The organism is Yoonia sp. (assembly GCF_965660735.1).
Classification (GTDB): Bacteria; Pseudomonadota; Alphaproteobacteria; order Rhodobacterales; family Rhodobacteraceae; genus Yoonia.
Window position 1 is genome coordinate 7,878 of record NZ_CBFIBD010000031.1, and the last position, 25,709, is coordinate 33,586.

23 protein-coding genes are annotated in these 25,709 nt (G+C 59.2%); 13 read left to right on the plus strand and 10 right to left on the minus strand.

Annotation, left to right across the window (positions count from 1 at the left end; translation table 11 throughout):
* The 8 genes from ACTG4B_RS11595 to hflX all read left to right on the plus strand — a co-directional run.
* A partial coding sequence (locus tag ACTG4B_RS11595; protein ID WP_439155867.1) for a two-component system sensor histidine kinase NtrB occupies window positions 1-729 on the plus strand: 729 nt, incomplete at its 5' end.
* Window positions 729-2,102: a response regulator gene (locus ACTG4B_RS11600; RefSeq protein ID WP_439155868.1), complete on the plus strand. Its 1,374-nt coding sequence runs from the start codon at window positions 729-731 to the stop codon at window positions 2,100-2,102. The genes ACTG4B_RS11595 and ACTG4B_RS11600, both read left to right, overlap by 1 nt.
* Before the next feature lie 103 nt (window positions 2,103-2,205).
* Entirely contained in the window at window positions 2,206-4,455 is a 2,250-nt protein-coding gene (locus ACTG4B_RS11605; protein WP_439155869.1) for an ATP-binding protein, read from the plus strand.
* An 8-nt stretch (window positions 4,456-4,463) separates the two neighbouring features.
* Window positions 4,464-5,870, plus strand: a complete 1,407-nt coding sequence (gene ntrX / locus ACTG4B_RS11610) for a nitrogen assimilation response regulator NtrX (protein ID WP_439155870.1) — start codon at window positions 4,464-4,466, stop codon at window positions 5,868-5,870.
* Complete coding sequence (gene trkA / locus ACTG4B_RS11615; protein WP_439155871.1) at window positions 5,867-7,243, plus strand: Trk system potassium transporter TrkA; 1,377 nt, start codon at window positions 5,867-5,869, stop codon at window positions 7,241-7,243. Before ntrX ends, trkA begins: the two co-directional genes overlap by 4 nt.
* Entirely contained in the window at window positions 7,243-8,763 is a 1,521-nt protein-coding gene (locus tag ACTG4B_RS11620; RefSeq protein WP_439155872.1) for a TrkH family potassium uptake protein, read from the plus strand. The genes trkA and ACTG4B_RS11620 overlap by 1 nt, the downstream gene beginning before the upstream one ends.
* 104 nt (window positions 8,764-8,867) lie before the next feature.
* Window positions 8,868-9,101 carry an RNA chaperone Hfq gene (gene hfq, locus ACTG4B_RS11625; RefSeq protein ID WP_007204924.1) on the plus strand — a complete coding sequence of 78 codons (234 nt, stop codon included), beginning with the start codon at window positions 8,868-8,870 and terminating at the stop codon, window positions 9,099-9,101.
* Between the two features lie 5 nt (window positions 9,102-9,106).
* The gene (gene hflX / locus ACTG4B_RS11630; protein ID WP_439155888.1) at window positions 9,107-10,378 is read left to right on the plus strand and encodes a GTPase HflX; all 1,272 of its coding nucleotides are present in this window, start codon (window positions 9,107-9,109) and stop codon (window positions 10,376-10,378) included.
* Here hflX and ACTG4B_RS11635 read toward each other — a convergent pair.
* The 8 genes from ACTG4B_RS11635 to ACTG4B_RS11670 all read right to left on the minus strand — a co-directional run bounded on the left by ACTG4B_RS11635 (window position 10,375) and on the right by ACTG4B_RS11670 (window position 19,356).
* Window positions 10,375-12,837: a penicillin acylase family protein gene (locus ACTG4B_RS11635; RefSeq protein WP_439155873.1), complete on the minus strand. Its 2,463-nt coding sequence runs from the start codon at window positions 12,835-12,837 to the stop codon at window positions 10,375-10,377. The genes hflX and ACTG4B_RS11635 overlap by 4 nt on opposite strands.
* 54 nt (window positions 12,838-12,891) lie before the next feature.
* Window positions 12,892-14,193: a branched-chain amino acid ABC transporter permease gene (locus ACTG4B_RS11640; protein WP_439155874.1), complete on the minus strand. Its 1,302-nt coding sequence runs from the start codon at window positions 14,191-14,193 to the stop codon at window positions 12,892-12,894.
* Entirely contained in the window at window positions 14,190-15,200 is a 1,011-nt protein-coding gene (locus ACTG4B_RS11645; protein ID WP_439155875.1) for a branched-chain amino acid ABC transporter permease, read from the minus strand. The genes ACTG4B_RS11640 and ACTG4B_RS11645 overlap by 4 nt, the downstream gene beginning before the upstream one ends.
* A gap of 49 nt (window positions 15,201-15,249) precedes the next feature.
* Complete coding sequence (locus ACTG4B_RS11650; protein ID WP_439155876.1) at window positions 15,250-15,963, minus strand: ABC transporter ATP-binding protein; 714 nt, start codon at window positions 15,961-15,963, stop codon at window positions 15,250-15,252.
* A complete protein-coding gene (locus ACTG4B_RS11655) occupies window positions 15,960-16,121 on the minus strand; it encodes a hypothetical protein (RefSeq protein ID WP_439155877.1) in 162 nt (53 codons plus the stop codon). The genes ACTG4B_RS11650 and ACTG4B_RS11655 overlap by 4 nt, the downstream gene beginning before the upstream one ends.
* Window positions 16,118-16,900 (minus strand): ABC transporter ATP-binding protein, encoded by a 783-nt coding sequence (locus ACTG4B_RS11660; RefSeq protein WP_439155878.1) that lies wholly within the window; start codon window positions 16,898-16,900, stop codon window positions 16,118-16,120. The genes ACTG4B_RS11655 and ACTG4B_RS11660 overlap by 4 nt, the downstream gene beginning before the upstream one ends.
* Window positions 16,901-16,988: 88 nt before the next feature.
* Entirely contained in the window at window positions 16,989-18,185 is a 1,197-nt protein-coding gene (locus ACTG4B_RS11665) for an ABC transporter substrate-binding protein (protein ID WP_439155879.1), read from the minus strand.
* Between the two features lie 169 nt (window positions 18,186-18,354).
* On the minus strand, window positions 18,355-19,356 hold the full coding sequence (locus ACTG4B_RS11670; RefSeq protein WP_439155880.1) for a GlxA family transcriptional regulator: 1,002 nt from the start codon (window positions 19,354-19,356) through the stop codon (window positions 18,355-18,357).
* A 193-nt stretch (window positions 19,357-19,549) separates the two neighbouring features.
* On the opposite strand from ACTG4B_RS11670, the gene ACTG4B_RS11675 reads away from it, so the two are divergent.
* Window positions 19,550-20,920, plus strand: a complete 1,371-nt coding sequence (locus ACTG4B_RS11675; protein ID WP_439155881.1) for a class II 3-deoxy-7-phosphoheptulonate synthase — start codon at window positions 19,550-19,552, stop codon at window positions 20,918-20,920.
* Between the two features lies 1 nt (window position 20,921).
* On the opposite strand, the gene ACTG4B_RS11680 is transcribed toward ACTG4B_RS11675, so the two are convergent.
* The gene (locus ACTG4B_RS11680; RefSeq protein ID WP_439155882.1) at window positions 20,922-21,563 is read right to left on the minus strand and encodes a PAS domain-containing protein; all 642 of its coding nucleotides are present in this window, start codon (window positions 21,561-21,563) and stop codon (window positions 20,922-20,924) included.
* Between the two features lie 188 nt (window positions 21,564-21,751).
* Between ACTG4B_RS11680 and ACTG4B_RS11685 the strand changes: the two genes are divergently transcribed.
* From ACTG4B_RS11685 to ACTG4B_RS11695, 3 genes are read left to right on the plus strand one after another with little or no spacing between them, the layout of a single operon-like run.
* Entirely contained in the window at window positions 21,752-22,642 is an 891-nt protein-coding gene (locus ACTG4B_RS11685) for a YicC/YloC family endoribonuclease (protein ID WP_439155883.1), read from the plus strand.
* A 4-nt stretch (window positions 22,643-22,646) separates the two neighbouring features.
* Window positions 22,647-23,285: a guanylate kinase gene (gene gmk / locus ACTG4B_RS11690; RefSeq protein WP_439155884.1), complete on the plus strand. Its 639-nt coding sequence runs from the start codon at window positions 22,647-22,649 to the stop codon at window positions 23,283-23,285.
* A complete protein-coding gene (locus tag ACTG4B_RS11695) occupies window positions 23,282-23,803 on the plus strand; it encodes a gamma carbonic anhydrase family protein (protein ID WP_439155885.1) in 522 nt (173 codons plus the stop codon). The genes gmk and ACTG4B_RS11695 overlap by 4 nt, the downstream gene beginning before the upstream one ends.
* Here ACTG4B_RS11695 and ACTG4B_RS11700 read toward each other — a convergent pair whose 3' ends face one another.
* Window positions 23,804-24,196 (minus strand): hypothetical protein, encoded by a 393-nt coding sequence (locus ACTG4B_RS11700; RefSeq protein WP_439155886.1) that lies wholly within the window; start codon window positions 24,194-24,196, stop codon window positions 23,804-23,806.
* Window positions 24,197-24,346: 150 nt separating this feature from the next.
* Between ACTG4B_RS11700 and ACTG4B_RS11705 the strand changes: the two genes are divergently transcribed.
* Window positions 24,347-25,384, plus strand: coding sequence for a sensor histidine kinase (locus tag ACTG4B_RS11705; RefSeq protein WP_439155887.1), 1,038 nt, complete (start codon window positions 24,347-24,349; stop codon window positions 25,382-25,384).
* Window positions 25,385-25,709 lie beyond the last annotated feature (325 nt).

Sequence of the window (25,709 nt, forward strand, 5' to 3'; positions counted from 1 at the left end):
CAGAACCATTCCTCGGGCAAGGCGGCTAAATCGGCGATCGGCATGGCCGAAATGCTGGCCCATGAAATCAAGAACCCGCTGGCGGGCATCACCGGCGCGGCACAGCTTTTGTCGATGGGGCTGTCGCCCGAAGATCAGGAAATGACCGATCTGATCGTCGCCGAAAGCCGCCGCATCGTGAAACTGCTGGAACAGGTCGAACAATTCGGCAATCTGCGTCCGCCGCTGCTGAAACCCGTCAATATCCATGATATTCTGGACCGCGCGCGGCAATCTGCGGCGGTCGGATTTGCCGCGCACATGATGTTCATCGAAGACTACGATCCGTCGCTGCCGCAGACACTGGCCGATGGCGATCAGCTGTTGCAGGTGTTCCTGAACCTGATCAAGAACGCCGCCGAGGCAAGCAAGGCAGGCGGCGCGATCCGACTGCATACATTCTACGATGCTTCTTTACGGGTGCGCAGGTCTGACGGCACGCAGGCGCGCTTGCCTTTGCAGGTTGAAATCATCGACGATGGGCCGGGCCTGCCGCCCGAAATTGCCGATGACATTTTCGAGCCCTTCGTATCGGGCAGGGAAAACGGGACCGGCCTTGGGCTGGCGCTGGTGTCCAAGCTGATCGGTGATGGCGGCGGGTGGATATCGGTGGATAGCGTGCCGGGAAAAACGGTGTTTCGTATCTCGTTGCCGCTAGCGCCCAAGGAAATTGAGACAGGAGAGAATTGATGGATGGAACCGTTCTTGTTGCAGATGATGACCGCACGATCCGGACGGTTCTGACCCAGGCACTGACGCGGGCGGGCTGCAAGGTGCATGCCACATCGTCACTTGTCACGCTGATGCGCTGGGTGGATGAAGGCAAGGGCGACCTGGTGATTTCCGATGTGGTGATGCCGGATGGAAACGGGCTGGAACAACTGCCCAAGATTTCTGCTGCCCGCCCCGGATTGCCGGTAATCGTGATTTCGGCACAAAACACCATCATGACAGCGATTCAGGCGGCCGAAGCAGAAGCCTTTGATTACCTGCCCAAGCCATTTGACCTGCCTGATCTGATGAAACGCGCCGCCCGTGCGCTTGAAATCAAGCGCCGCGCACCGACGACACGCGCCCCTGATATTACCGCGACCGAAAAGGGCGGTGATCTTCCTCTGGTCGGGCGGACCCCGGTGATGCAGGCGCTCTACCGGCTTGTTGCACGGGTAATGAACACGCAACTGCCCGTGCTGATTACCGGCGAAAGCGGCACGGGAAAGTCGCTGATCGCACGCGCCGTGCACGATTTTTCCGACCGCCGCAGCCTGCCTTTCGTCGTTGTATCGGCGGGCGACCTGGAGGGGATGGATGGCCCGTCCACCGTGCTGAGCCGTGCCAAGGGCGGGTCGATCCTGTTTGATGAGGTCAGTGATCTGTCCGACGACGCGCAGGCGCGGATCGTGCGGATGCTGGACACATTGGGCGAGAATGCCCCCCGGATCATGGCGACATCGCAGTCGGACCTGATGGCCCGCATGGAAGAGGGCAAATTCCGTGAAGACCTGTTTTACCGGCTGGGCGGCGTAACCGTCGATGTGCCGTCGCTGCGCGAGCGGGTCGATGACATTCCGTTGCTGGCCGCGCATTTCCTGGCCCGCGCCGAACGCGATGGCGCACCGGTGCGCCGGTTTGGCGATGCCGCCCTTGATCTGGTGCGCGCCTACAGCTGGCCGGGCAATGTGCGCCAGTTGGAAAATGCGGTCCGGCGGTTGGTTTTCACCTCGACCGAAGAGGAGATCACCCGATCCGAAGTGGAAACCGTGCTGGGCAACCAGCCTGCGATTGAACCGCTGCGTGCAGGCGGCGAGGGTGAAAAGCTGTCGGCCAGCGTGGCCAAGCATCTGCGCCGTTATTTCGATCTGCACGGCGGCGTGTTACCGCCGCCGGGTCTGTATAACCGAATCCTGTCCGAAGTCGAAGCGCCGCTGATCGAGATTGCGCTGGATGCCACGGGCGGAAATCAGGCGAAATGCGCCGATTTGCTCGGGATTAATCGCAATACCCTGCGCAAGAAAATCACAGACCTCGATATCCGCGTGACACGCCGCCGCAAATTGATGTAAAACCGCAACAGAACCGTGGCCTCGTTGCGTCAGCGCAACGTCAGGACCATTGGCAAATGCGATAGCGTGGGGCCATCCCCACCTCAGTAACAGGTCAAAGCGCGTGCGGCGGACCCTGACGGGATTGAATTTTACGCGGTTCAGCCGTTGGCAGCGCCAGCGGCATGTGCGCAGTGCGGTCACGCTCTCTTTGCTGATCCTTGGGCCGCTGCTTGCGGTTCTGACCTATGTGATCGTCGGACCATTGGGCCAAGGCGCATCATCGCCACGCCTGCGCTTGGTGCTGTTGGTGGATCTTGTCTATGTCTTGATCGTTGCTGCGCTGGTGATGGGGCAGGTGGCCCGGATGATCGCGGCACGGCGCGCGAAATCGGCTGGCTCGCGGCTGCACCTGCGGTTGACGGGTGTTTTCGCGCTGTCCGCACTGATCCCCACGGTGCTTGTCGCGGTGTTTTCGGTTCTGTTGATTTCGGTCGCTCTCGAGGGGCTGTTTTCGGAACCGGTCGGGAATGTGCTGAGAACGTCACTGACCACCGCGCAGGCCTATGAAGAAGAACACCGGCAGGAACTAAGCCGCGATGGCCGCGCCCTGGCGGCTTATCTGAACAATGAACGCCAGCAGAACCTGTTCATGGACGATGGCGAGGTCAGGCGTGCGTTGGGCGAGGTGCAGCCACAGATCGAACGCGGGCTCAGCGAGGTCTTTGTGCTGGATGGGCTGGGCAATATCGCGGCGCGTGGTGCGCGGTCCTATGAATTCGCCTATGAACGCCCCCCGCCGGACGCGTTTCCTGCCGCTGATGACACCGGGCTGGTGATTATCGAAGACCTTGAAAACAATGAATTCCGTGGGCTTATCCCGCTTGGCGCCTTTCGGGACCGCTATCTTTACGTGACGCGGCAGGTCGACGGGAATGTCTTGTCCCTGCTGGACGATACAACCGAAACCGTCGCGCAATATCAACAACTTGCAACTGAGCGGGGGCAAATCCTGTTTCAGTTCGGCCTGCTATATCTGGGCTTTGCGGTGATCCTGATTTTGGCTGCAATCTGGATGGGTCTTTGGTTTGCCGAACGGCTGTCGCGGCCTGTGGGCCGGCTGGTGTCCGCGTCGCAGCGCGTCGGTTCGGGTGATCTGGACGTGCGCGTGATCGAAGATGATGGCGACGACGAGATTTCTCAACTGGGCCATTACTTTAACCAGATGACCAGCCGCCTGAAGGGGCAGCGCGACGAGTTGATGGAAACCAACCGCCAGACCGAACGCCGCCGCCGGTTGTTCGACAGTGTGCTGAGTTCCGTAACGTCGGGTGTGGTGGGGTTGGACGAAGATGGGCGCATCACCTTTGTGAACCCGTCGGCGCGGCGTCTGCTCTCGGTGGATCATGCATTGGCGGATAGTTCGCTTGCCGTGGCGATCCCGCAATTTGCGGCACTTTTCGATCAGGTGCGCAGCGCCGATAGCGACAGTGTGCAGGAACAGATCAATATGATCCGCAACGGCCAGCAGGAAAGCCTGCTGGTGCGCATGTCCCCCCGGCGCAATTCGGATGGCGCCCTGGAAGGGTATGTCGTGGCCTTTGATGACGTGACCGATCTGGTCAGCGCACAGCGCATGGCCGCGTGGGGTGACGTCGCCCGGCGTATTGCCCATGAAATCAAGAACCCGTTGACGCCAATTCAGCTTTCGGCGGAACGCATCAAACGCAAATTCGGCACGCGTGTCGGGGCGGATGCGGATAAGCTGGAACAGATGACTGACGTTATTGTACGGCAAACCAATGACTTGCGTCGCATTGTTGATGAGTTTTCAAAGTTTGCGCGCATGCCCGAGCCGCAACTGAAAATGTGCGATCTGACAAAGTTGCTGCGCGATGCGGTGGCATTGCAGCGGGCGGGTCAGCCTGATGTGAAAATCCGGGCCGACCTGCCCGAGGAATCCATCTTGGCAGAGGTCGATGGCACAATGATCAGCCAGGCGTTAACCAATTTGATCAAGAACGCAGGCGAAGCCACCGAAACATTTCGCGAAACACGCGATACGCCCGAATACCGGGCCGAAATTCATGTCGGCATGACGCGCGTTGACGGCCATGTTACCATCACAATTCAGGACAATGGCGTGGGCCTGCCAGAGGATCGCGCGCGCCTGTTTGAACCCTATGTGACAACGCGGGACAAGGGCACAGGGCTGGGTCTGCCGATCGTCAAAAAGATCATTGAAGAACACGCCGGAACGCTGACGCTGACCGATGCCGACATATTCGACGGGCAGGACCACGCCGGGGCCTGCGCAAATATTCAACTGCCTGTGCTGCCGGCGCGCGCACAGGATAAGAAAATACCAGCATGAGGGCACAGATGGGCGATATTCTGATCACCGATGACGAACGCGATATCCGGGAATTGATTTCCGACATCTTGCAGGACGAAGGCTATAGCACCCGGTTGGCCGGCACGTCGGATGCCTGCATGGCAGAAATTGCAGCAAGTCCGCCCGCGTTGATGGTGCTCGATATCTGGTTGAAAGACAGCAATATGGACGGGATCGACATTCTCAAGTCCGTCAAGCGCGATCACCCCGACATTCCGATCGTCATCATCTCGGGCCACGGCAATATCGAAATCGCCGTCGCGGCGATCAAACAGGGTGCTTACGATTTCATCGAAAAACCCTTTAACATCGATCAGTTGCTGGTGGTGATCCGGCGGGCGATGGAAACGTCGCGTTTGCGGCGGGAAAATATCGAACTCAAGCGGGGCGATGTGATCAGCGCCGATATGCTGGGCGAAAGTGCGGCTTTCCGGATGTTGAAATCAAATCTGGACAAGGTGACCAAATCCAACGGGCGCGTCATGCTGACAGGCCCTGCGGGGGCAGGCAAGGAGATTGCAGCCCGCTATATCCATGCCAATTCCAACCGGTCGTCGTCACCTTTCGTGACTGTGAACTCTGCCTCGATTGCGCCCGACCGAATGGAGGAGGTTCTGTTCGGCCGAGAGGACAGCACACGCGGCGTAGAGCCTGGCCTGCTGGAGGAAGCGAACGGCGGTGTCATCTACTTTGACGAGGTGGCGGATATGCCTATCGGCACCCAGTCGAAAATCTTGCGGGTGCTGGTCGAACAACGGTTTCAGCGGGTGGGCGGCACGGACAAGGTGCAGGTTGATTTGCGCGTCATTTCCAGCACCAACCGCGATCTGCCTGCGGCCATCGCTGCGGGCACATTCCGCGAAGAACTGTATCACCGGCTGAACGTCGTGCCGATCGCGGTGCCGTCGCTGGAAGAACGGCGCGAGGATATACCGCTTTTGGCAGAACATTTCATTTCTGTTTTCAACAAGGTCCAGGGTTTGCCGCTGCGCCAGCTGGCCGATGATGCACGTGCCCTTTTGCAGACGATGCTGTGGCCGGGCAATGTGCGACAGTTGAAGAATGTCGTGGAACGCGTTCTTATTCTTGGGGAAAACACGGGCGAGATCGGTGCAAAGGAATTGCCGGCATCTGACGAAGGTGGCGGCGGTGGTGGTGGACGGATCGTGCTGGGCGGCGGGCTCGCGACATTGCCCCTGCGCGATGCGCGAGAATTGTTTGAACGCGAATATCTGCTCACCCAGATCAATCGCTTCGGCGGCAATATCAGCCGGACCGCCTCTTTTGTCGGGATGGAACGGTCGGCCTTGCATCGCAAGCTGAAATCGTTAGGCGTTGTGACATCGAACAAGGCCGGTGGCCGTGTAGCATACGTGGAAGACGACGCTTCATGAAGGTGATCATCTGTGGTGCAGGGCAGGTCGGCTGGCAGATCGCCCGCCATCTGTCTGGCGAAAAGAACGATGTTACGGTTGTGGATAACAACCCCGAACTGGTGCGCCGCGCGACAGATACACTGGACGTGCAGGGCATTTCCGGTTTCGCCAGCTATCCCGATGTTCTGGACCGGGCCGGCGCGCGCGACGCCGATATGATCATCGCCGCCACCCATTCGGACGAGGTGAACATGGTCACCTGTCAGGTGGCCCATTCCGTCTTTGCCATCCGCCGCAAGATCGCACGCCTGCGCGCGCAAAGCTATCTGGATGCCATCTATTCGGATCTTTACCGCCGCGACCATCTACCGATCGACGTGGTGATTTCCCCCGAGAAAGAAGTTGCAGAAGCCGCCTTGCAGCGGTTGTCTGCGCCGGCTGCGTTCGACACTGAAAACTTTTTCGACGGCGGGGCCCAGCTCTTGGGGATCACGATCGAGGATGATTGCCCTGTCATCAACACACCGTTGCGGCAACTGACGGACCTGTTTTCGACATTGCGCGCGATTGTTGTCGGCATCCGGCGCGAAGGTGCCCTGTTTGCGCCGTCTGCCGGTGACCAGATCTTTGCGGGCGACGATTGTTATATCTTTACCGATACGCGGGACATGGCCCGCACATTGGAAATTTTCGGTAAAACGCAGTCAAAACAAGAACGTGTGGTCATTATCGGGGGTGGCAATGTCGGGCTTGCCGTGGCACGCGCGCTAGAGGCGCGCACCGACCGTGTCCGCGTCAAGGTGATCGAAAAGAACCGCGAATTTGCAGAGCGGGCTGCTGACGCGTTGGACCGGACCATTGTGTTGCATGGTGACGGGCTGGACAGTGCCTTGCTGCAAGAGGCGAATATCAGCGGCGCGGATGCGGTGCTGGCTGTGACCGACGATGACAAGACAAATCTGCTTGCCTCTGTGCGGGCCAAGGAAATGGGCTGTGCCATGGCAATCAGCCTGATCAATGACCCGACACTTGTGCCGCTGATGGGGCCTTTGGACATTGATGCCTATATCAATCCGCGCGCGACCACCGTCAGTTCCATTCTGCGGCATATCCGGCACGGACGGGTGCGCGGGGTTTATTCGATTGGCGATGCCGAGGCCGAAATGATCGAAGCGCAGGTGCTGGGGACGTCACCGATCGCGGGCCAGCGGATCAGGGATGTGGCCTTTCCCGAAGGCACGCTGATCGGCGGAGTTATGAAAAACGGGCAGATTGTCAGACCCACAGGTGAAACGCGGATTGAAGAGGGCGATGTCATCGCCATTTTTGCAATGGCTGACGACGTCCCCGAGGTAGAGCGGCTTTTGCAGGTCACGATTGATTATTTCTGATGACCTGGATCACCCGCCTGCCGTTTTTTGTGATTCTGATGGGCCTTGGTGCGATTGCGATGATCGTGCCGGCGATGCACGCAGCGGTGATGCAGGATTTCACCACGATGCGGGTGTTTTTCTATGGGTTCGTCCTGTTTTCCCTTTTAACGCTGGTGATCGCGCTGGCCACGGCCGGTTTTGAACCCGCCAGCGTTGCCCGCAGCCAGTTGGTCGGGCTTTTGTCGGCCTTTACTGTCCTGCCGCTGATGCTGGCCGTGCCGTTCCACGAGGCCGTTGGAAATACGACATTTCTGAATGCATGGTTTGAAATGGTGTCCAGTTTCACAACGACAGGCGCGACGGTTTATGACAGTGCCGGGCGTTTGACGCCGTCCTTGCATTTGTGGCGCGCGCTGGTTGGCTGGCTGGGCGGGCTGCTGGTCTGGATTACGGCGGTGTCGATCTTTGCGCCGATGAATCTGGGCGGCTTTGAGGTGCGTGCGACGGCTGGCGTGGGCAAGGGCCCGGTGCGCAGCTTTACACAGATCGCGGAAATTGCGGACCCTTCGGTCAGGCTGGTGCGCTATACGCTGGCACTGACGCCGATTTACGTGGCGCTGACAGGCGCGCTTTGGGTCGGTCTGGTGATCGCAGGTGAATTTCCCTACATCGCGCTTTGCCATGCGATGTCGACCCTTTCAACGTCGGGTATTTCCCCCATCGGGGGGCTTTATTATGCGGCCTCGCGGTTTTGGGGAGAGTTACTGGTCTTTTGCTTTTTCGTTTTTGCCCTGTCGCGGCTGACATTCAGTCGCAGTCTGATCCGGGATGCCAATCAGGGCTTGCGCCGGGATCCTGAATTCATGACCGCGCTTGTGTTGATCGGGATTGTCACGGGGCTGTTGTTTCTGCGCCACTTCATCGGGGCGGCGGAAATCGGCGCGGGCCGTGACACTGGCGGAAGTTGGCGCGCGCTGTGGGGAACGCTGTTCACGGTCACATCCTTTCTGACCACCACAGGGTTCGAATCGCATTATTGGGGCGGGGCGCGCGGCTGGTCCGGGCTTGATACACCGGGGCTTTTCCTGATCGGCATGGCGCTGATCGGAGGTGGGGTTGCGACGACGGCCGGGGGGGTCAAGCTGTTGCGCATCTACGCGCTTTACCGCCACGGTGAACGCGAACAGGAACGGTTGCTGCACCCGTCGTCGGTAGGTGGCGGCGGGCGCGAAGCGCGGCGCATTCGTAAACAGGGCGCTTATATTTCATGGGTGTTTTTCATGCTGTTCGCGATCAGTATCGCGGTGGTCATGGTGCTGTTGTCGTTGACGGGCGTGCAGTTCGAAACGGCAATGGTGCTATCGGTGTCGGCCTTGTCCACAACGGGCCCGCTTGCCTCTGTCGCAGCCGAGGCCCCGATTTCCTATGCTGGCATTCCCGACAGTGCCAAGATCATTCTGGCCGCTGCGATGGTGTTGGGGCGGCTGGAAACGCTGGCGATCATCGCCCTGTTCAATCCTGAAATCTGGCAGCGCTGAGCGGGTCATCTTTTGGGCTGGAAACTCTTTCAACGCCGCGACATACTGCAACCAGAACGAGGGGGGCCGACACGCGGCCGCAAGAACAATAAAAGGGGTTCATTATGGCCGCCGACAAGGCAAATCTTCAGGATGCATTTCTAAATCATGTTCGCAAGACGAAGGTTCCTGTGACAATTTTTCTGGTGAATGGTGTCAAATTACAGGGCGTCATCACGTGGTTTGACAGTTTCTGCGTGCTGCTGCGCCGCGACGGGCAATCGCAGCTGGTGTATAAAAGTGCGATTTCCACGATCATGCCCGCCCAACCGATCAGCCTTTATGAAGGTGAAGAATAACCTTGCTGGAACATGACAGGCCGGTCACCCGTGCATGGGTGCTGCACCCGGATCTGAAATCCGACTTTGACCGCCGCGCCGCTGGCCCTGCGCTGGAAGAGGCCGTGGCGCTGGCTGCGGCGCTGCCCGATCTCGACGTCGTTGGGGCCGATATCGTGCGTCTGCCCAAGATCCATCCCGGTATGTTGTTCGGCAAGGGCAAGATCGCGGAACTCAAGGAAAAATTCGCCGCAGCGGACGTGGAACTGGTTCTGATCGACGGACCAGTGACCCCCGTGCAGCAACGTAACCTTGAAAAGGCCTGGGGCGTCAAATTGCTGGACCGCACCGGGCTGATCCTTGAGATTTTCAGCGACCGCGCCCGCACATCCGAAGGGGTGTTGCAGGTTGAAATGGCCGCTTTGTCCTATCAGCGCACCCGCCTTGTCCGCGCGTGGACCCACCTTGAACGCCAGCGCGGGGGCCTTGGTTTTGTCGGTGGTCCCGGCGAAACCCAGATCGAGGCGGACCGTCGCGCCATTGACGACCAGTTGAACCGCCTGCGCCGGCAGTTGGCCAAGGTCGCGAAAACCCGCGAACTGCACCGGGCATCCCGCGCCAAGGTGCCGTTTCCGGTTGTGGCCCTTGTTGGCTACACCAACGCGGGAAAATCGACCTTGTTCAACCGCCTGACCGGTGCGGATGTGTTCGCCAAGGACATGCTGTTCGCAACGCTTGATCCGACAATGCGCAAGATCGTTTTGCCTGCGGGCGAAGAGGTGATCATGTCGGATACCGTGGGCTTCATCAGCGATCTGCCCACCGAACTTGTCGCGGCCTTTCGCGCCACACTGGAAGAGGTGCTGGACGCCGATCTGATCGTCCACGTGCGCGACATCAGCCATGCCCAAACCGAAGAACAGGCCGCCGATGTCATGGCGATTCTTCACAGCCTTGGTGTCGCCGAAGAAGCGCCGATCATCGAGGTCTGGAACAAGATCGATTTGCTGGACAGTGACGGGCGCGATGCGGTGCTGACGCAAGCGTCGCGCAACCCCGATATCTTTGCCATTTCAGCGGTCACGGGCGAAGGGTTGGATCGTCTGCTAAGCGCGATACCGGAAAAACTCAGCGATCCAAAAACCGAAGAAACCTTCTTGCTTGGCTTTTCAGAGGGGCGCAAGCGCGCGTGGCTGTTTGATGCCGGGGTCGTCATAGGCGAGGATCAGACAGATGACGGCTATCGTGTTACGGTGCAATGGACGGCCGTGCAAAAGGCACGCTTTGCACAGCTTTAATCCGCCGGGATCAGCCTGGTAACCCCGACGGCAGCCGCGCGCGCCAGATCCGGATCAAGCGACATCGGAATATATTCGCCGCGCCGCCACAGCGTGCCCAGATTGTCGTAATAGCGCGACAGCGGATGCCCTGACTGCCCGGTGGCCGTGACAAAGACAGAACTATCCGGGTCTGCAAAATCGTAGACGCCACGATAACCTGCCGCATGAACATTTCCAAACGGCGCAGGCCCGGTGCCAATCGTCTTGCCCCGTTGCAATGTATTGTCGCCGCCACTGGTCGATTGCCGGATGTTGACGACCCAGTTCAGGAACGCCGCTTGCCCCAGAACGGGGTGATCATGCATGGCCTGATGGGCATCGCCCCAGCGCACGGCCTCGATGGCGGCACCGTGATTTTCGGTGATCCAGATCAGCGCGTCGTCCAGCGACTGACGGGCGATTTCCGTGCAGGTTTCCTGCGGGGCCGACTGAATCACGTCACACCAGATCGCAGCGCCGTCCACATCGCGCAGCACGCGTTCAATGAACACCGGATCGGGGTGGATAAAGGCGGGCGCCAACGGGCCCAGTTCATCGCGGATCAGGCGGCGCTGGAATTCGCGGACCCATGCCGCATAGATCAACGGTTCAGGCAGATGTTCGTTCATCTCGCCGTTCCATGCCGACAATAGATCAAGCGCGATCTGGCGACGGCGTTCGGGGGTGCCTTCCGGTGCCGGATCGCCGGTATACCATAGATCTGCCCCCATCAGGGTCAGCAACGTCCGCGCGGTAAAGCTGACGGTGTCCTGCTGGGCCTCGATGAAACTGTCGCGGGTGTGGACCTCGCGTGCCTGCATCAGCCGCCGCCAGCGGTTGATGCGCTGGGTGTCGCCCCAGTCATAGGTCACGTGATTGGGAAAGGGCCGATCAACGGTCTTGTTGTTGGTATTGCCAATGATCCCGCCGTCGGGGTTTACGAATTCGGGGTTGTCGCTGTAGGGAAAGCGTCCTTGCCAGCGGTTTTGCGGCAGGTATCCATAGGCAGGCATCCGGCCTTTGGTCTGGTGATCCGCATCGCGGGCAGGCAGAGCGCCGATGGTCTTCATCGCGATCCTGTTGCGATCCGCGATGGTCAGATTCTGGGCGGGTGCGATAAAATCCTCGCCCGCGGCAATCGCGTCATCGACATTGCGCGCAGCCATGATGGACATGGCCGCCGACATGGATGTGTCGCGGTCCGACAAGGCGGACCACGCAACGGCGGCGACATGCCCGGAGGGCGTGATCGTGCCCAGATCGAACTGGCTGCGCGGCATCACAGGCCCGTTCGCTGTCCAACGCAGGCGGAGCGTGATTGCGGGGGCGTCCTTGATCGTGATGATGCTGTCGCGCTTGCGAAACGGCACCCATCCGTCCGGGCCACGGTATTCATCGGGGTTGTCGGGGTTTACCTCTTCGATCAGCACATCCTGGTCGTCCACATAGGCGCTGGTCAGGCCCCAGCCCAAATCCGTGCTGCGCCCGCTCAGGATGACCGGCATCCCCGGGATTGTCGCGCCGATCACCCCGCCCGTGGTCAGTTCCATCCGGGCCAGATACCAGATCGTCGGTGCGGTCAGTCCCAGATGCGGATCATTTGCCAGCAGCGTGGCACCGGTGGCCGACCGGGTCGGATTGGCGGCCCAGGCGTTCGATGCGCCAGCCAGCGCGCGCGGCTTGATCGGGGAAAGCGGATCATAAGCCATGCGCATGTCGGGTGTGAACGCGGGCACGTCAGGGAACAGGCTGGCATATTCGGGCAGCGCCGCAACGCCATCAGTGGGATCGTCGGGCATGATGTCGCGCAGGCGGTCATCGTCGATGATCAGCGACGTGCGCGCGCGCAGCACCTCGTTTTCGAGCTGCGAAGAGAGTTGCAGCGCCATCAGTTTCAGAATCGCCAGCGAATCAGCAGGTTGCCATGGGGCGATCGCATGGTTGAACAGCCACATCTCTGGTGCACCCCGTCCAAGGGCGCCTTTGTTGACCTCTGTCAGCCAGGCGTTCACCCCGGCAGAATAGGCATTCAACGCGGTCGTCGTTTGTGCATCCTGTGCCGCGACCGATGCCACTGCCAGATTATAGATATCGAACCGGCGTAGCGCCTCGTCGATGCCGATTGTGCGCAGACCGAACAGTTCTGACAAACGGCCCTGCGCTGTGCGGCGCAGCATCGTCATCTGCCACAAACGGTCTTGCGCGTGGGCATAACCAAGCGCGAAATAGACGTCTGCGTCTGTGTCCCCAAAGATGTGGGGCACATTGGCATTATCGCGCACGATTTCGACCGGCGCGCTGATCCGCGCAACGGTGGCCTGTGCATTATAATCGGGCAGGGACCGGGACGCGAAATAATACGCCAATGCAAGGCCGGCGACCATCACCACGATCAGAACTGTGGCCAGACGGACCAGCCAGCGAAAGATGCGTATCATCAGATCCTCGTGTTTGCCTGCCCTGCTTGTAACAAGGCAGGCGGCAAGGACAAGTCAGCGTTCAGGGATCAGGCCACGGGGGCTGAACCGCAACACGAAAAGCAGCACAAGACCCATGGTCAGCAGGCGCATATGTGCCGCAGATTCGATCATACCTTCCTTGAGCGCACTGCCGTCCGCCAGCCCGGAGGCCAGAAGGGTCATCAAAGCCAGTCCCATTGGTTCGACCTGCACCCAAAGCCACCAGATCAGAATACCGCCCAGTACCGCGCCGAAATTGTTGCCCGAACCGCCCACGATCACCATGACCCAGACCAGAAAGGTAAAGCGCAGCGGCTGATACGTGCCGGGCGTCAACTGTCCGTCCAGCGTCGTCATCATCGCACCCGCTATGCCGCAGATCGCCGAGCCGAGAATGAAAATCTGCAAATGCCGCGCGGTCACATCCTTGCCCATCGCCTCGGCTGCTGTCTCATTGTCACGGATCGCCCGCATCATGCGGCCCCATGGGCTCTTGAGAGCCATCTGCGCCATCCACAGCAGGATCAGCAGCACGATGGTAAACAGGATCGCATATCCGGCCTTCGTATAAAGGGTCGACGCGGTAACCGGATCAAGCCCAAAGCTGGCGGCGCGCTCTACAAATCCCGGATCAGCCTGCAGGTCCACTTCGTAAGGGACCGGACGGGGGAGACCGATGACGTTCTTAACGCCACGTGCCAGCCAGTCTTCGTTTTTCAGCACGGCAATAATGATTTCGGCGATCCCAAGTGTGGCAATCGCCAGATAGTCCGACCGCAGGCCAAGCGCGGTCTTGCCGATGATCCAGGCCGCCCCTGCGGCCAGCAATCCACCGACGGGCCAGCTGAGCAGGACAGGCAGGCCCAGTCCGCCAAGGTTACCTGCCAAAGCCGGGTTTATGGCCTCGACCGCGTCAACACCGCGATCGAAAACCGCCCGGTAAAGAAAGAATCCACCAATCAGGATCACAAGTGTCGCAAGCGTTCGACGCCTGCCTTTCAGATGCTTTTGCGCCAGAACCGCCGCCACGATCGTTGCCGCCCCCAACAGCAGTCCTGCGATGATCCGCAGCCCGCCGGCGGCCCAGGCCTCGCCCACAGGGGGCATCGATACCAGCACCGTTGCCAGCCCCCCAAGGGCGACGAAACCCATCACCCCGATATTGAACAGCCCGGCAAAGCCCCATTGCAGGTTCACGCCGAGCGACATGACCGCTGAAATCAGCCCCATGTTCAGGATCAGCAATGCCGAATTCCAGCCCTGCACGATACCGGTGCCCAGGATCAGCAAGCCGACAAAGACAAAAAGCAGGGTGTTCTTGAGTGTCGGGTTCATACGGATTGCCCCTTGAACAGGCCGGTCGGTTTGAACAGCAGCACGATGATCAGAATCGCGAAACTGACGGCAAATTTATAATCAGTGGACAAAAGTTGAACCAACCCATCGGGCTCCAGATTCTCGGGCATCAGATAGACCAGCACTTTTTTCCAGGCATATGTGATCGTGACCTCGCTGAAGGCGATGACAAAGCCACCCGCGATGGCCCCCAAAGGGTTGCCCAGCCCGCCCACGATGGCAGAGGCAAAGATCGGCAGCAAAAGCTGGAAATAGGTGAACGCCTTAAAGGATTTATCCAACCCATAAAGCACGCCCGCCGTCGCCGCGAGGGCGGCGACGATCATCCATGTCACCTTGACCACCCAGTCGGGATTGATGCCGGACAAAAGTGCAAGATCCTCGTTGTCGGAAAAGGCCCGCATCGATTTTCCCGTGCGCGTCTTGTTCAGGAACCAGAACAGCAGCGCGACGACAACGACCGCGACGACCACGGTGATGGCCTGTGTGGTCTTGATTGCCAAACCTTCCTCAAGCCCGGTCATGGTCTTGAAATCACGGGCGGTGATGATGAACCGTTCGCCATCGGCAAAACGGATGTCGTCAACCCCGATGACGAAACGCACGATCCCGTTCATCACAAACATCACGCCCATGGACACGATGACAAGGATAACCGGCGCGGCTTTTTGATCGCGGTAGAATTTATACACCAGCCAGTCGATGGCGAGCACCAGCAGGATCGTCGCACCAATCCCAAAGGGCAGGGCGAGCAGGGCGGTCGGCAGCGGGCCAAAGGTGATCCCCAGCGCCAGTAACGCATTGGTACCAATGATGGTAAATGCGGTCCCGAATGCCATCGTGTCACCATGGGCGAAATTCGAAAACCGCAGGATGCCATAGATCAGCGTGACACCCAGCGCCCCGATGGCAAGCTGCGCGCCATAGGCAAGACCGGGCACAAAGACAAAATTGGCAAAGGCCACAAGGGCGTTCAGGATGTCCATGGTATTGCCCCTTGGGTAGAGATCTTGATGATCTGGCTTGAAAACATGTTCATCCGCCCAGAAAACTCCGCCGCACTTCAGGGTCTGCCAAAAGTTCCTTGCCGGTGCCGGTATGCGCATTTCGCCCCTGCACCAGAACATAGGCTTTGTCAGCAATTTCAAGCGCTTGGCGGGCGTTCTGTTCCACCATCAGGATCGGAATGCCGGTGCGGGCAACCTCGATGATCCGGTCGAACAATTCGTCCATCACGATGGGGCTAACGCCTGCGGTGGGTTCGTCCAGCATCAGCACCTTGGGCTTCGTCATCAGCGCGCGGCCCACGGCGACCTGCTGGCGTTGCCCGCCCGACAATTCGCCTGCCGCCTGATTGCGCTTTTCCTTGAGGATCGGGAACAGGTCATAGACCTGTGCCATCGTATCGCGGAAATCATCGTGCCGGATATAGGCACCCATTTCCAGGTTTTCCTCGACTGTCATAGAGGTAAAGATGTTGCGGACCTGTGGGACAAATCCCATGCCTTTGACCACCCGCTGCTGCGGCGACAGATGTGTGATGTCTTCGCCATCAAGACGCACCGCACCCTGATTGACGTTCAACATTCCGAAAAGGGCCTTCATCGCGGTCGATTTGCCAGCACCGTTCGGCCCGACAATCACGGCAATTTCGCCCTTTTCGGCAGCAATGGTGCACCCGTGCAGGATGTCCGGGCCTTTGCCATAGCCACCGGTCATGGCGTCGCCAATCAAAAACGGATCACTCACGGGGCGATATACTCTTCTAGAAATGGGGCGTAGTTCAGCAATGTGTCGCGCATCATGGTTTGCTCTGCGGGATCGGCATGGTTTTCATAGATGTAATAAAGGGTCGCGCCGGACCCCAGGACCATGCCAACCAGCACGGTAAGAATGAAACGGGTCATGCGGTTACCTTGTCCTTGTTTTTCAAACCAGTGCCGAGATAAGCCTCGATCACCTGTTCGTTTGCCTTGATTTCGTCCAAAGTCCCTTGGGCCAGAACATGGCCCTCTGCCATACAGATCACCGGATCACAAAGGCGGCCAATAAAATCCATGTCGTGTTCGATCACGACAAAAGTATAGTTGCGTTCCTTGTTCAAGCGGATGATCGCATCGCCGATGGTGTTCAGCAGCGTGCGGTTCACGCCAGCGCCGACTTCGTCCAGAAACACGATCTTGGCGTCCACCATCATAGTGCGCCCCAGTTCCAGCAGCTTTTTCTGCCCGCCGGACAGGTTTCCGGCTTTTTCATCCCGCAGATGGTCAACGGTCAGGAATTCAAGCACCTCGTCGGCCTTGGCCAGCAGCGCACGTTCTTCATCGGCGATCCGTTTGCGCCCGAACCATGTGTTCCACAAGGTTTCGCCCGATTGACTGCCAGGCACCATCATCAGGTTTTCGCGCACCGTCATGGATGAAAATTCATGTGCGATCTGAAAGGTGCGCAGCAACCCTTTGTGAAACAATTCATGCGGGGGCAGGCCGGTAATGTCTTCGCCATTCATCGTCACGCGACCGGACGTGGGTTTCAGAACGCCCGCGATCACATTGAAAAGTGTGGTTTTTCCTGCGCCGTTCGGCCCAATCAAGCCCGTAATGGTGCCCGCGCCAATCTCAAGCGATGCGCCATCCACAGCGCGAAAACCACCAAAGGTCTTCACCAGATTTTCAACGATGATCATAACCGTCCCCTTGCGCGCAATTTACTGCGTCTGCTTTTTGGGACCGGCGCGGGAAATACCCCGCGCCGGTCCTGTTCGATGGATCGTATCAGCGATAGCCGATGGTCGAATAGACACCATCCGCAAATTCGATTTCCTGATAATTCCCGGCTGATTCACCTGGTCCGATCAGTTCCACCGCAGAGGCACCGACATAGTCGATGTCTTCGCCAGCGGCGAGCAGCTCCAGCCCCTTGGCCAGTTCGCCGGGGAAGATTTCAACGCCGGGGGCGTTGGCCACGTCGAACACGTGATCCTTGAAATCAGCCGATGCCGACGATCCCGCGGCCTGCATCGCCAGCATGATCAGCGCTGCGGCATCGTATGATTCAGGGGCAAATGCGCCTGTGCCGTCAAAGCCGTTCGCGTCTGCCAGTTCGACAAAACGGGCGGCGCCGATGCTGTCGGTACCCGGATAGGCCCCGAAGGATCCGTTCAGCTCATCACCGAAGTTTTCGTTCAGTTTCACACCGACCATACCGTCGGGGAAATAGAAGGTATCGAACGCACCACTGTCCAGGGCAGACCGCACGACGCCCGACCCACCTTGGTCAACGTATCCGGCAACCACCAGGACGTCGCCACCGGCAGAGGCCAGTGCGCCGACCTCGGCCGAATAATCGGCCTTACCGTCTTCGTGGGCTGCGGAAATTGTCACGGTGCCGCCAGCCGCTTCAAAGGCGCCCTGAAACGCATCGGCCAGACCCTTGCCATAGTCGTTGTTGGTATAGGTCAGCGCCACTTCATCCACGCCGCGGTCCTGCAGGATTTCCGTGATGATGACACCCTGACGGGCATCGGAGGGCGCAGTACGGAAGAACAGGCCGTCATCCTCGGCAGTCGACAGGCCGGGCGAGGTGGCAGAGGGCGAAATCATCACCACGCCATTGGGGCGAGCGACGTTTTGCAGGATTGCGCCAGTCACGCCGGAACAGTCCGCGCCCATGATGGCGGCAACGCCATCAGATGTCACAACGCGTTCAGCAGCAGATGCCGCGGCGCCTGCGTCGATACATGTGCTGTCTGCGCGCACGGATGTCACCGTCGCCCCGCCCAGCAGCGCGCCGGCTTCGGTCACTTCGGCCATCGCCATTTCGGCACCGGCACCCATGGCCGGCGTTATCGATTCCAGCGGTCCGGTAAAGCCCAGCACCACACCAATCTTGATTTCCTCTGCGTGCCCGGCGGCAAATGCCCCGCCCGAGATCATCGCCATGGCGGTTGTCGCCATCATCAGTTTTTTCATTACCCGTGTCTCCCTATCGGATGTCGTTTTCCTGACGCGTAGATTAGCAGCAGGTTTTCAAAAGAAAAGGTGGAACCAAAAGGCAAACCGCCCGCAGAGCGTAAATTACCGGGAAAATAGCCTGCGGGGTTGCGCAATTAGCGGCAATCATGGCTGCACGTTACCGAGATCAGACAGACAGGCGTGCCGCGTGGCTGCCGCGTTCACGGTATGGGGTGGTGTCATAGTGCGACCGATAGCATTTCGAAAAATGCGATGGTGACGCAAAGCCACATGCCAGCGCCACGTTGATCACCGTCATATCCGTCTGCATTAACAGGTTACGCGCCTTTTGCAGGCGCAATTCCATATAATAGCGCTTTGGACTGCGCGCCAGATAACGGCGGAAGAGCCGCTCCAGTTGCCGGGTGGACATGCCCACCTCTTTGGCCAGTATCGCAGGGCTGATCGGGTCTTCGATGTTGTTTTCCATCATCTGGATCACCCGGCTCAGCTTGGGGTGGCGCACGCCGATCCGCGTGGGAATCGATAGACGCTGGGTGTCCTGATCTGTGCGGATGGACGAATAGATCAGGGTATCCGCGACCGCATTGGCGAGATCTTCGCCATGGTCGTCGGCAATGATCTTGAGCATCAGGTCGATGGATGCGGTGCCGCCCGCGGTTGTGATCCGATTGCCATCGACGACAAAGACGGATCGCGTCAGATGCACATCCTCGAATTCCTCGGCAAAGCTGTCCTGGTTTTCCCAATGTATCGTGGCGCGTTTGCCGTCCAGCAATCCGGCCTTGGCCAGCGTATACCCAGCCGTGCAAAGCCCGCCGATGGTCACGCCGCGCCGGGCCTCGCGGCGCAGCCAGTTCAGCACCCGTTTCGTGGTCGCGGCCTGCACGTCGATCCCGCCACACATCATGATCGTATCATCGCGTTCAAGTTCGGTCAGGTCGCTTTCGACGCGGAACGCGCAGCCATTCGAACAGACGGCATCCTCGCCGTTTTCGCTGACGATTTTCCACGAATACAGTTGCTTTCCCGCGGTACGGTTGGCGATCCGCAAACTTTCGATCGCACTGGCAAAGCAAAGCATCGTAAAATCGCGCATCAGAACAAAGACAAACCGGCGCGGTTTGCCCTTGTGGTCGACGTCGATGATCTGGGGGTCGATGGACATTTCTTGATCCAGTAAATATTCAGTCGCAAAACCTGATCAGTTTTGCCCGCAGCCTTCAAGGGCAAATACAAGCACAAGTCCGCGTTTGCCTTCTATCATGGCATGTTTCGTGCAACTTTGCCATTGGCCCGGGGCGCCGCCCGCGCTATACCGACGCCCTGATACCGCTAACCATCCTGAACGGAGCGAAACAATGACTGACTGGCAAAAATCTGACTGGCGCAAGAAGCCCCGGGTGCAGATGCCTGACTATACCGATGCCGCCGCCCTGCGCGCAGTCGAGGACCGTCTTGCCAGCTATCCGCCACTGGTGTTCGCCGGCGAGGCACGCAAGTTGAAATCGCAACTGGCTGCTGTCAGCAAGGGTGATGCGTTTTTGCTGCAAGGCGGCGATTGCGCCGAAAGTTTTGCGGAATTTTCCGCTGATGGCATCCGTGACACCTTCAAGGTGATGTTGCAGATGGCGATGGTGCTGACCTATGGCGCCAAGGTGCCCGTGGTCAAAGTGGGCCGCATGGCAGGCCAGATGGCAAAACCGCGGTCGGCCGCCACCGAAACCATGGATGGCGTGGAATTGCCCAGCTACCGCGGTGACATCATCAACGGGTTCGATTTCACCGAAGACAGCCGGATCCCCGATCCTGAACGCATGTTGCAGGCCTACTTGCAGGCCGCTGCCACATTGAACCTGCTGCGCGCCTTTTCCACCGGCGGCTTTGCCGATGTGCACCGCGTCCATGGCTGGACCCTTGGCTTTACCGATGCGCCAGAGGCGGAAAAATACCGCGCCATGGCCGAACGGATCGGCGATACATTGTCGTTCATGGAAGCCGCGGGGCTGACCAGTGCCACCAATCACCAGCTTCAAACTGTGGATTTCTACACCAGCCACGAGGCTTTGTTGCTGGAATACGAAGAGGCGCTGTGCCGTCTGGATTCCACATCCGGCAAGTGGCTGGCCGGGTCCGGACATATGATCTGGATCGGCGACCGCACGCGGCAGCCTGACGGGGCGCATGTGGAATTCTGCAAGGGCGTGCAAAACCCCATTGGCCTGAAATGCGGCCCGACCATGACCAGCGGGCACCTCAAGGCGTTGATGGCGTCGCTGAACCCCGACAACGAGGCCGGACGCCTGACGCTGATTGCGCGTTTCGGGGCAGGGTCCGTGGGCGAACACCTGCCGCGCCTGATCCGCGCCGTCGAGGAAGAGGGCGCAAACGTCGTCTGGACCTGTGACGCGATGCACGGCAACACGATCAAATCGACCAGCGGATACAAGACGCGGCCATTCGACAGCGTGCTGCGCGAGGTCAAGGAATTCTTTGCCGTTCACAACGCCGAAGGCACGATCCCCGGTGGTGTGCATTTCGAGATGACCGGCGCGGATGTGACCGAATGCACCGGCGGCGTGCGCGCCGTCACGGACGAGGACCTGTCAGACCGCTATCACACTGCCTGCGATCCGCGCCTGAACGCCTCGCAGTCGCTGGAACTGGCGTTTCTGGTGTCCGAAGAACTGTCCGCACGCCGCGACCGCATGCAGCAGTCCAAGGCAGGCTAAGTTAGCTGTTATCGACTACCAATCGCAGGGCTGGGCGCCGCGCGCCTGGCCCTTTGTGATTCATGGCAGGGGTGACTGGCTGGGTGCTTGCCAGATGCAGGCAGAGCGTTTCGTGGCGGATCACGGCACCCTCGGGCACGTAAAAACGCCGTGGCCGGTTGCCTGTTTGCCCGTCTGTCACGATCGCGCCAAGTACGCGGGTCGTTTCGCCTTTTTCGTCATTCAGCGGCAAAAGCAGCATGGTGCCTTTCATCGCCGGCCGCAAAAGCCCACCTGGTGACTGCAGCGGCAAGGCGATGATGGCTGGTTCCTGAAATGCCGATTCAATCAACTGCGCGATCTGTTCGCGGGCGGCTGATTCAAAGAATGTGCTGACGGGCATACCACGCGCATCCATCTGCAACAGATCGTGCAGGTGCTGCCCCGCCACCCGCATCCGCGCGACCCCCGGTGCGACACGTTGCAGAATAAACGCATGTGGCAATGCCCGATCAATCTGGCTTGGCTCGATCTCATTGCGCAGCGGGAGCCGGCGGGCCCGGCGCAAGGTCTGCCAGTAATGTTCAAGGCTGGTCAGTATCGGGTTGTCGGCACCGGGTTGCGTGCCGGGCTGGTGGTGCGGGGTATCTTCTATACGTTTCATAACTGACCTCAAAAATCCCTGATGCCTGCCTTCCCGACATCCTGTGGTGTATGCAAAGAGGGTAACAAAGATTACCGCTTTTTTCACTTAACAAATTCTTAACGGGTTAACAGTGGAAGCCCGCGCAGGGTTGCCCCAACGGGGACTTTGCCGTTAGGTGCGCCCATAACTCGTGACGGGGACATGCAATGATGCATTCGATGACCGCATTTGCTAGCCGGACCGGCCAATTGGGCCCGGTATCATGGGGCTGGGACATACGCGGTGTGAACGCACGCGGTCTGGATCTGCGGCTGCGTATTCCAGATGGCTTTGATGCGGTCGAACAGGCCTTGCGCCGCGCGCTGACACAAGGGTTGGGGCGCGGCAATATCACTGTGAACCTGCGTCTGCACCGCGCCGAGGACGCCACAGCCCTTGCCGTTGACCAGGCCCAGCTTGACCGTGTTCTGGGCGCGCTTGACACGGTCCAGGAACGTGCCTTTGCGATGGGTGTCACGCTGGGGCAGCCGACTGCGGCGGATGTGCTGACGCAACGTGGTGTGTTGGTTGCGGGGCAACCCGCGGGGGATGATGCCGCACTGGTTGCGGCCTTGATCGCTGATATCGCACCTTTGATCACGGCCTTTACACAGATGCGCGCCACCGAAGGCGCCGCCCTGCGCGCTGTCATCGTTGACCAGTTGGACAAGATTGCCACGCTGACGACGGCGGCGGCCGGTGCGGCCGCTGACCGCGCGCCGGTTGTTCGCGCCAATCTGCGCGCGGCGCTGCGCCGCGTGGTGGATGATGTCGAGAGTATCGATGAAACACGCATTGCCCAGGAACTGGCCATGCTCGCGCTCAAGAATGATGTGACCGAGGAAATCGACCGGCTGCGCGCCCATGTCGGGGCCGCCGCCGACCTGCTGGATGAGGCAGGCCCGGTAGGCCGAAAGCTGGACTTTCTGTCACAAGAATTCAACCGCGAGGCAAACACCCTGTGCTCCAAGGCGCAATCTGCGCCGCTCACGCGGATCGGGCTGGACCTGAAGGCCGTGATCGACCAGATGCGCGAACAAATTCAAAACGTGGAGTAAGGTAATGTCACGACGCGGCCTATTGATAATTCTTTCGTCACCGTCCGGCGCTGGCAAATCGACCCTGGCGGGCTTGCTGCGCGCATGGGATGACACGCTGGAATTTTCCGTATCCGCCACAACACGCCCGCCGCGCGAGGGGGAACAGGACGGCAAGGATTACTTTTTCGTGTCGGCCCCCGAATTCCAAAATCTGGTCAGCCAGGGAGAAATGCTCGAACACGCGCTTGTCTTTGGAAATTATTATGGTTCGCCCAAGGCGCCGGTCAAGACAGCGATCGATGCGGGGCGCGATGTCCTGTTCGATATCGACTGGCAAGGCGCGCAGCAAATCAAGAATTCCAGCTTGCAGGAACATGTGCTGTCGATTTTCATCCTGCCGCCATCGATCAAGGAATTGCACCGCCGTCTGGTCAGCCGCGGACAGGACGCGCCCGAGGTGATCGAAAGGCGCATGCAAAAAAGCTGGGATGAAATCAGCCACTGGGACGGATATGATTATGTTCTGATCAATGCGGACCTGAACACGACCGAAGAGCGGCTGAAAACGATCATCAGCGCCGAACGACTGCGCCGATCGCAGCAACCGGATTTGATGGATCACGTCCGCGCCCTGCAAACCGAATTCGGAGAAATGACATGACCCTTTATGCGCTTGGCGATACCACCCCCGATGTGAAAGAGGATGCCTGGGTTGCACCGGACTGCAATATCATCGGCAAGGTGGTCTTGGCTGCCGGATCATCGGTATGGTTCGGAAGCACGTTGCGCGGCGATAACGAGCAGATCACAATCGGTGCCGGCAGCAATGTTCAGGAAAACTGTGTCCTGCATACCGATATGGGGTTTCCGCTGATCATCGGGGCGGGCTGCACTGTTGGTCACAAGGCAATGCTGCATGGCTGCACGGTCGGGGATAACTGCCTGATCGGCATGGGCGCAACCGTTCTGAACGGGGCGCAGATCGGCGACAACTGCCTGATCGGGGCAGGGGCGCTGATCACCGAAGGAAAGGTCATTCCGGCCGGGTCGCTGGTAATGGGCGCGCCGGGACGCGTGGTGCGGGAACTGGACTCTGATGCGATCAAGGGGTTGCAGGCATCGGCATTGAATTATCAGCAGAATGCGGCGCGGTTCCGGGCCAGTCTGCGCCCGCTTTAATCAGTCGTCGCCATGCGCGGCGGGCATCAGCAACAGATCGAAATCAAGATCTGGCGCCATCCGCTGTAATTCGTCGCGGATCAGGGCCGCGTCAGGCAGAGATGGTGCAATGACACGGTAACGGCCCTGAAATCCCAGTGAAACCAGGCGGTCTGCCACATCGACAGCATCAAACCCATCAGCCACCAGCGGTGACACAACGATCCCCGATGTCGCTCCGTTGATATTTTCCGCAGTCAGGTCGGCAATGTCGACAAAGGCAAACCCATCCAGATCCGGAATGATACGACCATCCGATTGCCAGCGTTCAAGATCGCCGACAATCAACATTTGCCCGGCGTTTTCATCCATGTCTTTCGAAAAACGATCAATCGGGTCGCGCTTGGGTCGCATGAACAGTATATCATATGCTAGAGAAACGATGGCAGGTTGAATCACTATGTACACGTTTACCGCTGTGCGTGTCGGAAAAATGCGCCGTTGCGGGACACTATTTCTTGCTACCACCCGATGTGACCCCACGTCGACTGAACAGGTAACCCGATGATGCCCAAGGACATGGCGGCATTGATAAATGCGTTACCGCTGGCAGTCATGGTGGTTGGGGATGATGATCGCGTGCGCGCGGTGAATGCCCCTCTCGAGGCGATGCTGGGGCAGAATCTGCTGGGAAAACATCATATTACGGCACTGCGCCAGCCAGCGATCCTTGATGCGATCATGCTGGCGCGCGAGGGCGCAATGCCGGTCACTGCACAATACATGGGACGCGAGGGGGATCGTGATACGACATACCGTGTCGTTGTCGCCCCTGCTGACGGCAACATCGTCATATCATTCGAGGACCGGACAGCGACAGAGTATGCCGGACAGATGCGCCGCGATTTTGTGGCCAACGTCAGCCATGAATTGCGCACGCCGCTGACCGCCCTTTTGGGGTTCATCGAGACATTGGGTGGTGCGGCCCGCAACGACGACGCCGCGCGCGACAGGTTTCTGGCCATCATGACCCACGAGGCCAACAGGATGACGCGGCTGGTCGATGACCTGTTGTCGCTTAGCCGCGTGGAAGATGACGAACGGGTCAGGCCGCGCGGACAGGTGGACATTGGCGAACTGCTGGAATCCGTGATCAAGGGGTTGGAACCGCAGGCGGCCAGCGCGGATATGACTGTCACGCTCGAACAGCCAGACCAGAATGTCATGGTGCCCGGCGATCACGGGCAATTGGTGCAGGTGTTTACCAATCTTGTGGAAAACGCGATCAAATACGGGGCAAGCGGTGGCAATGTCGTGGTCAGCCTGTCACCGCAGGCCATGCATCAGCGCCTGCGCGGCGAAGGGGTTGAAATTGTCGTAGCCGATCAGGGCGAAGGCATCCCCGCGCATCATATTCCTCGGTTGACCGAACGGTTTTACCGGGTGGATAGCCACAGATCGCGTGCGATCGGGGGAACGGGTTTGGGGCTGGCAATTGTCAAACATATCGTGAACCGTCACCGGGGCCGGTTTTCAGTCGAAAGCAAGCAGGGGCAGGGGACCCGCGTGCATGTTCTTTTGCCCACCGAGCCAGGCTTGTGATATCTGTCAGGTGCTGTCGCCCGACGATGAAAACGACTGGAATGTTATCATTATAATGTCACACAAAGCGGCGATAAATGGTGCCACTGCGTGCCGAGGGCAACGGCCCCGACAAAATGGGATAAACCGCGCACTTGCGGATCGCGTATAAGGGACACCAAGATCGTTGCGAAGGCGGGCAACCTGAATTACGCCGATGACGATGTGACCGAATGATGACAATGTCCATAATCAACCGGATGAACGACGCGAAAAACCCGATGCGTCGAGGAACAGACAACATGAATGATCATATTTCAGCCGCCTATGACCGTGACCTTGAAAG